This window comes from Terrirhizobium terrae (genome assembly GCF_030323265.1).
Taxonomy (GTDB): domain Bacteria; phylum Pseudomonadota; class Alphaproteobacteria; order Rhizobiales; family Rhizobiaceae; genus Neorhizobium.
In genome coordinates this window covers 3,292,710-3,305,469 of the sequence record NZ_CP104992.1, presented here as the reverse complement: position 1 = coordinate 3,305,469, position 12,760 = coordinate 3,292,710, and the positions used below count along the sequence as shown (strand labels likewise).

At 61.7% G+C, this 12,760-nt stretch carries 13 protein-coding genes and 1 pseudogene; 9 read left to right on the top strand and 5 right to left on the bottom strand.

Annotation, left to right across the window (positions count from 1 at the left end):
• Window position 1 precedes the first annotated feature (1 nt).
• Complete coding sequence (locus N7E02_RS24215) at window positions 2-484, bottom strand: Lrp/AsnC family transcriptional regulator (protein ID WP_286580140.1); 483 nt, start codon at window positions 482-484, stop codon at window positions 2-4.
• Between the two features lie 101 nt (window positions 485-585).
• On the opposite strand from N7E02_RS24215, the gene N7E02_RS24210 reads away from it, so the two are divergent.
• Both N7E02_RS24210 and N7E02_RS24205 read left to right on the top strand, forming a co-directional pair.
• Entirely contained in the window at window positions 586-2,121 is a 1,536-nt protein-coding gene (locus N7E02_RS24210) for an aminotransferase class V-fold PLP-dependent enzyme (protein WP_286580139.1), read from the top strand.
• A complete protein-coding gene (locus tag N7E02_RS24205) occupies window positions 2,108-2,986 on the top strand; it encodes an MBL fold metallo-hydrolase (RefSeq protein WP_286580138.1) in 879 nt (292 codons plus the stop codon). The genes N7E02_RS24210 and N7E02_RS24205 overlap by 14 nt, the downstream gene beginning before the upstream one ends.
• 4 nt (window positions 2,987-2,990) lie before the next feature.
• On the opposite strand, the gene N7E02_RS24200 is transcribed toward N7E02_RS24205, so the two are convergent.
• Window positions 2,991-4,088, bottom strand: a complete 1,098-nt coding sequence (locus tag N7E02_RS24200; RefSeq protein WP_286580136.1) for an alpha/beta hydrolase — start codon at window positions 4,086-4,088, stop codon at window positions 2,991-2,993.
• A 207-nt stretch (window positions 4,089-4,295) separates the two neighbouring features.
• Here N7E02_RS24200 and N7E02_RS24195 point away from each other — a divergent pair, with 207 nt between their 5' ends.
• The gene (locus N7E02_RS24195) at window positions 4,296-5,117 is read left to right on the top strand and encodes a DUF1206 domain-containing protein (RefSeq protein WP_286580134.1); all 822 of its coding nucleotides are present in this window, start codon (window positions 4,296-4,298) and stop codon (window positions 5,115-5,117) included.
• A gap of 75 nt (window positions 5,118-5,192) precedes the next feature.
• Here N7E02_RS24195 and N7E02_RS24190 read toward each other — a convergent pair whose 3' ends face one another.
• Entirely contained in the window at window positions 5,193-5,399 is a 207-nt protein-coding gene (locus N7E02_RS24190) for a CsbD family protein (RefSeq protein ID WP_093000528.1), read from the bottom strand.
• A 79-nt stretch (window positions 5,400-5,478) separates the two neighbouring features.
• Window positions 5,479-5,964: a hypothetical protein gene (locus N7E02_RS24185; protein ID WP_286580131.1), complete on the bottom strand. Its 486-nt coding sequence runs from the start codon at window positions 5,962-5,964 to the stop codon at window positions 5,479-5,481.
• A 222-nt stretch (window positions 5,965-6,186) separates the two neighbouring features.
• Between N7E02_RS24185 and N7E02_RS24180 the strand changes: the two genes are divergently transcribed.
• Complete coding sequence (locus tag N7E02_RS24180) at window positions 6,187-7,368, top strand: peptidoglycan L,D-endopeptidase MepK (protein WP_286580129.1); 1,182 nt, start codon at window positions 6,187-6,189, stop codon at window positions 7,366-7,368.
• The gene (locus N7E02_RS24175) at window positions 7,338-7,622 is read left to right on the top strand and encodes a hypothetical protein (RefSeq protein ID WP_286580127.1); all 285 of its coding nucleotides are present in this window, start codon (window positions 7,338-7,340) and stop codon (window positions 7,620-7,622) included. The genes N7E02_RS24180 and N7E02_RS24175 overlap by 31 nt, the downstream gene beginning before the upstream one ends.
• A gap of 1,002 nt (window positions 7,623-8,624) precedes the next feature.
• On the opposite strand, the gene N7E02_RS24170 is transcribed toward N7E02_RS24175, so the two are convergent.
• Window positions 8,625-9,263, bottom strand: a complete 639-nt coding sequence (locus N7E02_RS24170) for an outer membrane protein (RefSeq protein WP_286580125.1) — start codon at window positions 9,261-9,263, stop codon at window positions 8,625-8,627.
• A 489-nt stretch (window positions 9,264-9,752) separates the two neighbouring features.
• Here N7E02_RS24170 and N7E02_RS24165 point away from each other — a divergent pair, with 489 nt between their 5' ends.
• From N7E02_RS24165 to N7E02_RS24150, 4 genes and pseudogenes are all read left to right on the top strand, one after another.
• Window positions 9,753-10,784 carry an acyltransferase family protein gene (locus tag N7E02_RS24165; RefSeq protein WP_286584009.1) on the top strand — a complete coding sequence of 344 codons (1,032 nt, stop codon included), beginning with the start codon at window positions 9,753-9,755 and terminating at the stop codon, window positions 10,782-10,784.
• Window positions 10,785-10,870: 86 nt separating this feature from the next.
• The gene (locus N7E02_RS24160; RefSeq protein WP_286580123.1) at window positions 10,871-11,086 is read left to right on the top strand and encodes a hypothetical protein; all 216 of its coding nucleotides are present in this window, start codon (window positions 10,871-10,873) and stop codon (window positions 11,084-11,086) included.
• A 93-nt stretch (window positions 11,087-11,179) separates the two neighbouring features.
• Window positions 11,180-12,183 (top strand): annotated as a pseudogene (locus N7E02_RS24155) (ketopantoate reductase family protein).
• Between the two features lie 259 nt (window positions 12,184-12,442).
• Window positions 12,443-12,757 (top strand): DUF1883 domain-containing protein, encoded by a 315-nt coding sequence (locus N7E02_RS24150; protein WP_286580120.1) that lies wholly within the window; start codon window positions 12,443-12,445, stop codon window positions 12,755-12,757.
• Window positions 12,758-12,760 lie beyond the last annotated feature (3 nt).

Below are 12,760 nucleotides of genomic sequence, written 5' to 3'. Positions count from 1 at the left end.
CCTAGCGCAATTTCCCCAGATCCACCGGGCGATTGTTGATGATCGCCTCCATCGAGAAGAAACCTGTCACGGTGGCGAGATCGAAATCCGCGATCAGCTTCTGATAGAAGGCGTCATAGCCCGACATGCCGCGCGTGACGACCTTGATCAGGTAATCCCACTCGCCGCCGATCCGGTAGAAGTCGATCACTTCCGGCAGTTTCCCCACCTGCCCGCGAAATGCGTCGCTCCATTCCTTGGAATGGTGGCGCGTGCGGATCATCACGAAAACGGTGAGATCAAGCCCGAGCGCGCGCAGATCGATCTCGCTATGCGCGCCGCGGATGAGGCCGAGCGCATGCAGGCGCTGCAGGCGCCGCCAGCAGGCATTCTGGGACATGCCGACCTTGTCGGCGAGATCGCGCTGGGACAGATTTGAATCGATCTGCATCGCGGTCAGGATCTTCATATCAAAATCATCGACCTTTACCGTTTCTTCGTTCATTTGATCTGAATTCCTTCGCCGATCGCAGAATATAGGTGAAGATTTCCCACCTCCAGGAAGGATATGATCCATATCAATTCAAGCCGCAAGGAGATTGAACCGTGGACGCCGCCCTACCGCCTTCAAAGACAGCTCCGACACCCCTCTCCGCGTTTCGCGACAGCCTGGGCGGCACAGAGGCGATCACCCGGCTCCGCGACGGGCTGGTGGGCGCGCATGTGAAGATCGACGGACCTTTCGGGAAGAAGGAGCTCGTCTACGCAGACTATGTGGCGTCCGGCCGGGCGCTCCATCAGGTCGAGCGCTTCATTCTCGAGGAGGTGCTGCCCTATTACGCCAACAGCCATACGGAGGCGTCCTATTGCGGAGGCCTGATGACGCGGATGCGCCGTGAGGCCCGCGCCGTGATCGGCGGCTTTTGCGGCGCCGGCGAAAGACATGCGGTGATCTTCACCGGCTCCGGCGCGACATCGGGCATCAATCGTCTGGTCAAGCTGTTCGGGGTGACGGATGCCGTGGCGGCTGGCAAGCGGGTGCGGGTTATCATCGGCCCTTATGAGCACCACTCCAACATCCTCCCATGGCGGGAAAGCGGCGCCGAGATCGTCGAGATAGCGGAACATGCCGATGGCGGCCCCGACCTGACGCAGCTCGCCTCCGCTCTATACGATGGAGCGCCGGAACTGACGATTTGCTCGCTCTCTGCCGCATCCAACATCACCGGGATCACCAGCGACGTCGCGACCATCACCTCGATGGCAAAGGCCGCGGGCGCGAAAATGATCTGGGACTATGCGGGTGCCGGTCCCTACATGCCGATTTCCATGTCGCCGGCACCGGGCGCCGAGATCGATGCGATCGTCCTCTCGCCGCACAAGTTCATCGGCGGACCGGGCGCATCCGGAATTCTCATCCTTCGCCGCGACGCGCTTTACACGACCAAGCCTTCCTGGCCGGGTGGCGGCACCGTCAAGTTCGTGTCGCCGCAGGCGCATGATTATAGCGACAGTCTGGAAGCCCGCGAGGAGGCCGGCACGCCGAATGTCGTCGGCGACATCAGGGCCGCCCTGGCATTCATCGTCAAGGATGCGATCGGGGCTGAGCGGATGGCATCGCGCAACAGGGAGTTGGCGCGGCAGGCCTTTGCGGCCTGGAAGGACGTGCCGCGTCTTGAAATTCTCGGCTTGCCGGACGCAGATCGCCTGCCGATCTTTTCCTTCCGGGTGAAGGACGGCAAAGGCGGGTATGTCCATCAGCAGCTGGTCACCCGCATGCTGAGCGACCGGTTCGGCATCCAGGCCCGCGGTGGCTGCGCATGTGCTGGCCCTTACGTGCATCGGTTGCTGTCGATCGACGACGCGCAGTCGGAGGCGATCAGGCAGGCGATCCTGTCGGGCGACGAGATCAGAAAACCCGGTTTCATCCGCCTCAATTTCAGCGTCCTGCTGCCGGATGAAAAGGTCCGCTTCATCCTCTCTTCCGTCGCACAGATTGCCGCGGACGCGACGGACTTCGAGGCTGCCTATGACGTCGATCCCAGCCGAGCGATCTTTTCTCCCCGCGCCAAGACGGGGTCCCTCGTCGAGACCGGGCCGCGGATCGAAATCGGAAAGGAGCCTGTCCATGCTCAAGCCTGAGATTGCCGGCTTCCATGACGAGCGCACCGGCAGCATCCAGTATGTCTTCGCATGTCCGGTGACGCGGGCCTGCGCCATCGTCGATCCGGTGCTGGACTATGACGAAAAGTCGGGATCGACGGCAACGACGAATGCGGATCGCGTCCTCGACCATATCAAGGCCCACGGCCTGAACCCCGTCTGGATCCTCGACACGCACCCGCACGCGGATCACTTCTCGGCGGCCTCTTACCTCAAATCCCGCACCGGAGCACCGACAGCGATCGGAGACCATGTGCGGGATGTCCAGCGGATCTGGCAACGGATCTACAACCTTCGCGACCTTGCCTGCGACGGCTCCCAGTGGGATCGGCTGTTTCGCGATGGCGACACCTTCAAGGTCGGAGAGCTTGAGGTCAGGGTCATGCACTCGCCGGGCCATACGCTGGCGTCGATCACCTATGTGGTCGGTGATGCGGCCTTCATCCACGACACGCTTTTCATGCCGGACAGCGGCTCCGCCCGCGCTGATTTTCCCGGCGGAAGTGCCGCAAACCTCTGGCAGTCAATCCAGGATATCCTGAGCCTCCCGGACGATACCCGCCTGTTCACCGGACACGACTACAGGCCCGGCGGACGCCCGGCCATGTGGGAAAGCTCGGTCGCCGAGCAGAAGGCGCTGAATCCGCATGTCGCAGGGCGCCATAGGCAGGAATTCATAAAAATCCGGGAAGAGCGAGACCGTACACTGCCGATGCCGAAGCTCATTCTCCATGCCCTGCAGGTCAATATCCGCGGGGGCGCGTTGCCCGAGCCCGAGGACGATGGAAAGCGCTATCTGAAAATTCCACTGGGGGCGCTGCCGGGCTCCGTCTGGGGCTCCTAGAGCTCTACTGTGCGAGCAGCGAGCCGCCGAGGCGGAACGGCGCGGAAACGGCAGATCCGACGCCGTTGAGAACGATGGCACCGGTTCCTGCCACGGGGTTGCTGAAGCCCTGACGCAGATGCGGATAGACCGCCGCCAGCGCCGCGAAGCGGTCATGGTTCGAGCCGTTGAGCGTCGGCAGCTTGGAGATGTCGACGATGTCGAGATTTTCCTTCAGCGCCAGTTCCCGCGTTCTCGGGTCATCGACATCGAGCGAGCCCGCCGTGGCGGCCGATCCCGCAAGGCGTTTCGACAAGGCAAGCGCTATGTCGTCCTTCGATGCCAGGATCACGATCGGCTTGCGCAGGCGCTCCGTCGCGGCGAGCTGGCGTTTCAGAAGATCGATGTCGATATCGGGTGCGGCGAGCACCAGCTGATCGACGGACCGGATGACATCCCTGCGTCCCATCAGCGACAATTGCCGCACCGCCTCGACTGCCAGCCAGGCACCCATGCTATGCGCGAGCATCGTCGTCTTCACCCCGCCACCGGATAGATCGGACAGAACGGTCACGAGATCGTCACGGGCAAAGGCTGCCGAATCGCGATCGGCGACATATCCCGTCACCTCGCCCTGGGAGGGCCAATCAAACAGGATCGGCGGGCCCTGCACGCCGGAATCGGCCGCCATCTGCGCCAGGCGGAACAGCGCCTCCTGATAGGTGTAGTTGAAACCGTGCACGAAAAGCCCGGCCGTCGCGCCTTTGGCGGAAGTCTGCGTGATGCGTTTGGCCGCATAGACGAATTCGGCGCTGGTCAGGTCCCTGCGGCCGACGACGGCAAAGGAATGCCGGGGATCCGGCCTGCCCTGCGGCCACTCAATTTTTGGCGGCCGATGATCGGGCGGGATCGAGATGGACACTTCCGAATAGCGCAACCGATCCGATCGCCCGGCAGTGAAACTGTGGAAGCGGTCATCGGCCGGCACCCGATCGCTCGCGACCAGGATCGTCACGACCTTTGCGCCCTCAGGACGTTCCACCTGCACGAGGCTCGAAGGCCCCGGCCGAGCGCAGCCGGCGAGCGTGAGGGCAAGGAAGAGAAGACACAGGAAACGAGGCAAGGGCGGGACCCGATCAGGAAACTGCCGGCAACTTAATCCTCCATTGCGGATTTCACAGATCATGGATCGTCGGCCGGCGCGTTTTCCAAAGGTTGTGTCCAGGGCGCAACGCCAGCCTGTCGGGAAACCGAGCGCAGGCATTGCCGACAACCTTCCGGTCGCTGGCGCGTTAGCAGCCAGGACGCCGAACAAGACGCGGAGTGCAGAATGCCCGACAACCTTCGTTTCGAACTGCTCGCCAAGGCAGGATATGCCGCGCGCGGCATCGTGTTCATGATGATTGCCGGACTGGCGCTCTTTTCCGGAGTTGCGGGCGGCAAGCCGGAAACAAAATCTGCGCTCTCAACTCTGCTGGAGCAACCCTTCGGGCAGATCTGGGTCGGGCTGATCGGCCTCGGCCTGTTCGGCTTCGTCGCGTGGCGGCTTGCGCAATCCTTCGCAGACAGCGACGGCCATGGCTCCGATGCCAAGGCGGTCGTCATACGGGTTGCCCTGCTCGGCAGCGCCATGACCTATGCCGGATTGGCCACCTATGCCATCGGCCATGCCATATCGGCGGCTGGAGGAAGCGAGGGGTCCGGTGAACGAGGTCTGGCGGAGTGGATCATGTCGCAGCCCTTTGGCTCCTACCTCGCGATCGCCGTCGGTCTGGGTTTCGTTGCCGGGGGTATCGTGACAGCAGCAAAAGGCATTATGCGGACGTTCGAAAAATACATTCGCGTGCCGGATCGCAAAGGCATCCTGACCATGATCTGCATTTACGGTCTTGTGGCGCGAGGGGTGGTGTTTGCCGTGACGGGCATCCTGTTCGCCTATGCCGGCTTCAAGGTCGATCCGCAGCAGGCCGGCAGCATGTCCGACGCACTCGACTGGCTGCGGCAGCTTCCATTCGGTTCTATCCTCTATGTCATCATCGCGGTGGGACTGGCAGCATTCGGCGTCTATAATCTCATCGAAGCCAGGTATCGCGTCGTCCGCGGCCCGAGCATTCAAGACGTGAAACAGGCGATGCCTCTGCGCGGCAGATAATGACGCCTGATCGATCCGAATAGAATCAAAAAAGAACCCCGCCTAAAGCGGGGTTCCTAATGCTAAGCGATTGTCTCAATGGAAGCGCTGGCGGTCGTACCAGTCGTCAATATCCTTGCTGGTCTGGTCCTTGGCATAGCCGTAGCGTTCCTGGATCTTTCCTTCCAGCTGGTCGCGCTTGCCGTTGATGACATCAAGGTCGTCATCAGTGAGTTTGCCCCACTGCTCCTTGACCTTGCCCTTCATCTGCTTCCAGTTTCCTTCAACCCTGTTCCAGTCCATGGTCTGTTTCCTCCAACTTTGTTGTTGCAGTTACCAAACCATCGGCTCCGGACTTCGTTCCTGAATGCGTGCGCAGGTCCTACAGGATGCGGCGGTTTACTTCGGCGGCGATCAAGGGCACGGCCACGGCGGCAGCAGCGGGCACTCTCAGAGCCTGCATCAGCTTGCCGAGAACGAATGTCACGCCAACGGTGGCAGCGATCTTCAGCCAGGGGTGAGCCTCCTCCCCCGCGCCCCTATTGCCAATGGTCGCGCCAGCCCGATGATCAATCCTTGCCACCTGCGCCTTCAGCCTTTCGACCTCCCGCCGCAGGCTGTCGATTTCCTTGCGGTAGTCCGCAGCACCGGCTGTGCGATTTCGGGTGGCGGCCTTTGCGGTCGAGGCTGTCTTCGTTGGTGTCGCGGTCCTCTCGCTGACGGACGCCTTGGCCGCTCTGGCGGACTTGGTCGCTGCAGTCGCCTCGGCTGGTGTCGCTGATTTTTTCGTCTTGACCGTCGCAGGGCCTGTCCTGGTGGTTCTTGTCGCCTTGCCGGACGCGCCTGCCCTGGATTTCGGTTCTTTCATGTGCTGAGGGTCCTCGATTTCGTGAATTCCATCAATGAACGCGGAGGTCGCCGAAAGGATGCGCCGGATCGACGCTCCGGCAGAAACAGACACGGCGATAGGAGGTCAGAATCCGCAGCTTGGGTCACGAAACCGTGTCGTCCCGGCACATGCAACCTTTCGTCAACCTCTCATTAGCACTTCATTGACCATAATGGGCGCTTGAGCCGGGCAGAACTCACGTTGAGCGCCCGAATTTTGGTCTATGCGTTGAGCGGGTTTGTCGTGTCCGAGTATCAGTCGAGTGGGTCTCTGCCGGGTGCATCGAGCACCATTGCAGGCTTCGTCGCGGATGCGGCGCTTTCCGTCATCAGAACGATTGCAGCGAGATCGGCCAAAGCCACGCGGGCGCTCGCCTTTGCGCTCGCCGCACTGGTCGGCTCCACGGCTGCGGCCGAAGCCGAGAACCGGTCGCTGAAGCTTCTCTTCACCCATACGGGCGAGAGAGCGGAGATCACCTACAAGCGCAATGGCCGTTTCGACCCGAAGGGACTTGCCCAGGCAAACCGCATCCTGCGTGATTTCCGCCGCAAGGAATCGACGAAGATGGATCCGCGGCTTCTCGATCTCGTCTGGGAAGTCTACCAGCGCAGCGGCGCCACCGGCTATATCCATGTCGTCTCCGCCTATCGCTCACCGGCCACCAACAGCATGCTGCGCGGCCGCTCGCGCAAGTCGGGCGTTGCCAAGAAGAGCCAGCATACGCTCGGCAAGGCGATGGATTTCTTCATTCCCGGCGTCAAGATCTCGGAATTGCGCAAGCTCGCCATGCAGATGCAGATCGGCGGCGTCGGCTACTACCCGACCTCCGGCTCGCCCTTCGTGCATCTCGATGTCGGCAATGTCCGCGCCTGGCCACGCATGTCGCGCAAGGAACTGGCGCGCATCTTCCCGAACGGCAAGACCATGCATCTGCCTGCCGACGGTCGCCCCCTTCCCGGCTACGCGGAAGCCGTTGCCGACTACAAGCGCCGTGTCGGATCTCGCTCGATCGAGATCGCCAGCACAGCACCAGATGATGATGACGACGATACGCGGTCGGCAAAACGCGGCGGCAGCGGCCTGTTGACGGCCATGCTACCGACGCCGAAGAGCCGCGCGGCAGAAGCACTCGCCGAACAGACCAGCCCAAGGGCGGCAGCGGCCGCCCAGGCAGCCGAAAAGCCCGCGCCGGAATTTGTCGATCTCGCTTCCCTGTCGGTGCCATCGCCGAGCTTCCGCCCTGCCGTCACCGCCAAGCTCGATCCGATCCAGACGGCAGCGCTTTCGCCTGCGGCCGTCCTCGCACCGATCCCGACGCCCGCACCAGCCCCTCGCCCGCCGCCGCTCCGGCAATGGCATTGCCGGGCCCGGGCCGCACGCTGAAGACACCGACCGGCGCCATCGGCCTTTTGCCGATCACGCCGGAATTCGTCGACGAGGAAGACGAGTTCGATTCCGAGGATACGCTGCTCTCCTGGGCGCTCTCCGCCCCCGGTACCAATGGCGGCATGACCGCGCCGCTTCTCGTCCGCCGCGCGATCAGCAGCGTCGAAGCCGGCACCCCTGCCGCACCAGCGCCGCTTCCGGTCGCCGTCTCGCAGGAATTCGACAGCGATCGTTTCTGGTCGGGCGGCTGATTTCGAGTATTCCGAGAAATCCCTCACCAACAAAATCCAAGACTTAGCCTTTGGCTAAAATCTTGATTTTGTAACCTCTCCCTCGAGGGGAGAGGTAGGCCTCGCGGGTGCCGCGCCCGTATCTCTCCTCTTGCGGGAGAGAACGCGATTTCAAGATCTTAGCATTAGCTAAGTCTTAGAAATCGCAAGAGAGGGCTCAATGCCGGGGGACGATCTTGCCCCTCTCCTGAAAAATCTAGCACTTAGCTTGTCAGCTAAGATGCTGATTTTTCTTCCTCTCCCGCAGGGGAGAGGCAGGCCCGCACAAAATCTCACCCCACTTCATCCACGCTCCTTTTCCCCATGCCTACAATCTCCCTGTCCCGTCGCGGATACACCGGAAGGCGTTCCGGCGAGGCGGGGCCGGCATCGGTGATGAAGGGACGACGTGAACCTTCCTCATCGGGGTCCGTGAGAAAATGGTTGCCCTCCGACGACCGGGAGGCGCGGGATGAAAGTCGGACCGACATCCCGCATCACTTCCCTGATGGCGCGTCGGGCGTGCCTGTGAGGCATTAGAGGGTGGCGGGACGGCGCCATGGGGCGTTCGCGAACATTCTCGGATGTTCGGAAACCATCGCGCAGGTGGATGACGTGACCCAAGGTCGTCATGGCCCGGGTCGGGTTCCGTAAAAGGGCGTGCATGACACTCGCAAATGAGACACGCCCCCATGCCCACTGTCCCGCTCACCGCAGAGCAACCGGAGTTCACGGATAAAAACTGCCGAACGGGGCGCTGAGAGGTGTCACTTATAAACTAAACTTGCGAGGCAGCTTTCAGCGCCCCGGCCGACTTCGGGTTTAACCCGAGGATCGAAAATGCCTCGTCCTCTTCGGGAGAGCGAAGCGAAAACCGAGGATCGCCAAGGGGGTACTATGTCCAATTTCCGGCAACCAGCCGAAACGCAAAACGGCGCGGTGCCCAAGCACCGCGCCGCATTGATGAGGCGATCGAAAAGCGACTTAGAACTTGTAGTTCACGCCGGCCTTGATCGTGTGGTCGCTGAGATTGCTCTCGTTGGTCGAGGTCCCGTTGAAGCTGCGGACATCGCCGGTGCGGGTGTAGTTGTATTCCACGCGACCGGAGAGCTTGTCGTTGAACTTCTGCTCGACGCCGGCACCGACCAGCCAGCCCGGCTTCCAGCCGTCCGGACCTTCGGCGCTCGACGTGTCGCGCAGGCTCGTCATGGCAACGCCGGCGGTGCCGTAGATCAGCGTGCTGCCGAGCGGCGCACCGACCTTGCCCTTGGCGGCCAGGCGATAACGTTCCTTCAGGTCGCCGCCCGGAACGCTGACTTCCGCGTCGCCCAGGTGCGAGAATTCTGCTTCACCGCCAACGACGACGCCGTTGATCTCGGTGTTGTAGCCGCCATGGATACCGCCCATGAATTCGGAATCACCCGAGAAGGGCTTTAGGTCGTCGGATGCCGTCCCGGCATGCAGACCAACGTAAGGGCCGGTCCAATCCGACGACGGGCCAACCGGCTCGTTGTAGGACGGCGCCTCGTAGGAGCTGGTGAGGTCGGCAGCCGATGCTGCGGAAGACAGGGCGGATCCGGCGATAAGGGCGGCAAAAGCCACCGCGAAGGGCTTCATGGTCATGATACTGTTACTCCATACACAGCCTGCATGTGGCGGAAGGCAGGCGATACAACCGGCTTGACGAGCCGCGGAACCACAATGCGACCCGCCCTATTCCCTCGGCCGCATCGGTGATCCCGCACCGATACCGCATCTATTTTCATGAATTTATAAACACTCCATTAACTGCCGAGAGGCTCCCGCCGGAATCATGCGGCAAGGCGTTCACGACCTCGCGAGCCCGCGGGAAGAGCCTCAATGGACAACGCCTTGGCCTGCTGCAAATTCTCGTGAAACCCGGCAAAAGAGAGTGCCGGTCCCCAGTCCCGCTCTGGCCAGTGCGGCGATCAATGCTATCTTTCGGCGACACCGCCAGCGCCGTCCGTCAGGCATCCAGCCCCAAGGACCCCATGACCAGCGCCCCATGCCAGGGACCCATGACCGAGGACCTATGACTGACACCAGGAGCCAGCCCGGCGAACGCTTCGTCCTTCTCGACGGACTGAGGGGATTGCCGCGGTCTTCATCATCCAGCGTCATGCCGAAGATCTGCTCGGCGATGCGCTGCCCTCCAGCTATCTCGGCGTCGACCTGTTCTTCGCGCTCTCCGGCTTCGTGCTCGCCCATGCCTATGGCGCGGCGCTCTCCGAAGGCCGCATCTCGCCGATGCGCTTCATGAAGGCACGGTTCCTGCGTCTCTATCCGCTCTACGGCATCGCGCTGGCACTCGGCACCGCCTACTACATCCACATGTATTTCGTCGGCCGCCCCGTCATGGCAGACGAATATGTGGTGCCGGAAGAGCTTGTGCTTGCCTTCTTCACCGGCCTTCTCTTCCTGCCATCACCCGTGACGATCTCGTTCAACGCCGCGCTTTTCATCGTCCACCCTGCCTGGTCGCTGTTCAACGAACTGGTGGCGAATGTCGCCTATGCGTGGCGTGGCGCCCGGGCCACGGTGAGGCAGATCGGCGCGGTGCTTGCCATCAGCGCCGTCCTGCTCCTCGTCGCCGCATGGCAATTCGAACGCCTGCATGCCGGTTTCCGCTGGCACGAAATGTATGCCGGCATGGCCCGCGTCTTCTTCTCCTTCTTCGTCGGCGTGCTGATCTACCGCTACCGCCGCAAGGTGCCGCTGGTTCGCCCCTGGCAATCGCTCGCCTGCCTTGTGTTGCTCGGCATCATTCTCGCCTTCCCGACACCGCGCGACCTGCGCTGGCTCTTCGACCTCACGGTCGTCTTTCTCGTCTGGCCGGCCCTTCTCTATTGGGCCAGCGCCATCGTTCCCGGTCCGCGAACCTCTGCCGTCGCGAGCTTTCTCGGCACGGCATCCTATGCCGTCTACGTGCTGCACACGCCCCTGCTCGACTGGGCGCACGTTATATGGCCGGGCGTGACCAATCCGGCGATAGCCCCTTACGCCGGCATCGGTCTTGTCATTCTCGTCGTCCTGATTTCGTGGTACCTTACCATCCGCATTGATCAGCCCCTGCAGAAGCGGTTGAAACGGAGAGTGCTGAAGCGCGCTCCAATAACGCCCTAAACAATTTTTGATGAGCACCGGAACCTTTTGGTTCGCACGGAAATTAACAAGGATCTGACCACAGAAAAGAGAGGAGAACTGAATCCATGCCGAACGCTGTACGACAGGCCCTGACATCGCCAGAAGAACACGTTCTCACGGTACAGGAGGCTCTGGAACCACTCTTTCTTGCGCTTGAGGAAGAAGCAGAGGTCAAGATGATCGCTGCGGCCATGAAGGCAGGCTGGCCGCTGGAGGAAGCGGTCGCCGCAATCGACGAATTGCGTCGTAACGAATTGCTGCCACTGGGCCGCCCGCACTAGGGCGGACAATAATTTCCCTCAAAACCTACTCGCCTCATCGTCCCCGCTGCCTTAGCTTGCCGCATTCTGGCATTTGATGGAGCAGTACGGACGATGAGCATCAGGACGGTTTGTGTATATGGCGCGGGCGCGCTGGGCGGGGCATTTGCGACGAAGATCGCGCATGCGCTTTCCGACGAGGTTCAGGTATCGGTCATCGCCCGAGGCGCACAGCTTGCCGCAATCCGCGAAAACGGGCTGAGCGTCGTCTATGACGGCGACAGCCATCCCGGTCTTTCCGCCCAGATTACGGCAACCGACGACCCATCGACATTGCCGCCACAGGATCTCGTCATCACCGGCATGAAGGGACATCAGCTTTCCTCGGCCGCGGAAGGCATTGCGCGTCTCTGCAAGGACGACACGCGCGTCATGATGATCCTGAACGGCGTACCGTGGTGGTATTTTCACGCGGACACGGAAAGCAGCTTTGCCGAACAGCAGTTGCCCGAACTCGATCCCGACGGCAAGCTCTGGCGGCTCGTCGAGCCTCAGCGCGTGATCGGCTGCGTCGCCTATCAGGGCGCGGAAGTGATCGAGCCCGGCCGCACCAAGCTCAACGGCAAGGGGCGCGCTTTTTCCTCGGGGAGCCGAATGGAACGCTATCCGATGATCTCAACTCAATCGCCGAACTGCTTGGCCGGGCTGATCTCGACATCCGTCCGACGCAACGTATCCGCGACGAGATCTGGGCGAAGCTGCGCGGCAATGCCGCGTTCAATCCGATCAGCGCTCTCACCCGCACCCTGATGGTCGACATGATGGCCAATCCAGCCCTCGCACAGATGGTCCGCACGATCATGAACGAGGTGCAGGCCGTCGGTACGGAGCTCGGTTGCCGTTTCGAGAGTTCCGCCGACGAACAGTTCGCCAGCGCCCACGGCTTTGGCCCGGTGAAGACGTCGATGCTGCAGGACCTGCTCGCCGGCAAAGCGCTGGAAATCGTACCGCTCAACGGCATGGTGTCGGCGCTCGGCAAGCTCGCAGGGGTGCCCGCACCAATCTGCGACACCATTCTGGCGCTCACTCAACAACTCGACATCGAAAATCGTCGATAAACGCCGTAGTTCGAAAACCGGCAAAGAAAAACCTCGCCGAGGGGATGACGGCGAGGTTCAAGTCTGGAGGTCAAAAATTATCGTTATTTCGGCGGCACAGGGGACAGACACCGCCTCTTTATCTCTCGTGACTTCGGCAGTGTGGCTCCTGCCTTGTCATCTGCCAATACAACCCCTCGGGCGCCGATAGGTTCCACCAATCCTTAACGGACGATGCGCTATGGTTGCAGCACAAACGCCCAACACGAACGGGACAGACATGTCAGGTCCGAACTTCCGCTTCACGCATTATGATCTCAAGCCGCAGCGCGCAGGGACGACCATCGAGGTGACGCTGAGCGCGGTCAACAACGTGCGGCTGATGAATGCGGCCAACTACCAGCGGTTCACGGAACGGCTCGACTTCAAATATGTCGGCGGTGTCGCGCGCAAGTCTCCGATCCGACTGGTCATTCCCGAAAACGGCCACTGGCACGTCATCGTCGACACGGAAGGTCACCACGGCCTGGCGGAATCGTCCATCAAGATGGTCGCCGTTCCAACCGCTCGCCCGGCTCAGAAGCAAGCCTCCTGAAGA

What these genes read in the sequence shown, in the direction of transcription:
- N7E02_RS24185 (WP_286580131.1), bottom strand. Translation starts at nt 5,964, where the DNA reads ATGAAAGAACCGAAATCCAGGGCAGGCGCGTCCGGCAAGGCGACAAGA.
- N7E02_RS24175 (WP_286580127.1), top strand. Translation starts at nt 7,338, where the DNA reads ATGGCATTGCCGGGCCCGGGCCGCACGCTGAAGACACCGACCGGCGCC.
- N7E02_RS24150 (WP_286580120.1), top strand. Translation starts at nt 12,443, where the DNA reads ATGTCAGGTCCGAACTTCCGCTTCACGCATTATGATCTCAAGCCGCAG.
- N7E02_RS24190 (WP_093000528.1), bottom strand. Translation starts at nt 5,399, where the DNA reads ATGGACTGGAACAGGGTTGAAGGAAACTGGAAGCAGATGAAGGGCAAG.
- N7E02_RS24205 (WP_286580138.1), top strand. Translation starts at nt 2,108, where the DNA reads ATGCTCAAGCCTGAGATTGCCGGCTTCCATGACGAGCGCACCGGCAGC.
- N7E02_RS24215 (WP_286580140.1), bottom strand. Translation starts at nt 484, where the DNA reads ATGAACGAAGAAACGGTAAAGGTCGATGATTTTGATATGAAGATCCTG.
- N7E02_RS24160 (WP_286580123.1), top strand. Translation starts at nt 10,871, where the DNA reads ATGCCGAACGCTGTACGACAGGCCCTGACATCGCCAGAAGAACACGTT.
- N7E02_RS24170 (WP_286580125.1), bottom strand. Translation starts at nt 9,263, where the DNA reads ATGACCATGAAGCCCTTCGCGGTGGCTTTTGCCGCCCTTATCGCCGGA.
- N7E02_RS24195 (WP_286580134.1), top strand. Translation starts at nt 4,296, where the DNA reads ATGCCCGACAACCTTCGTTTCGAACTGCTCGCCAAGGCAGGATATGCC.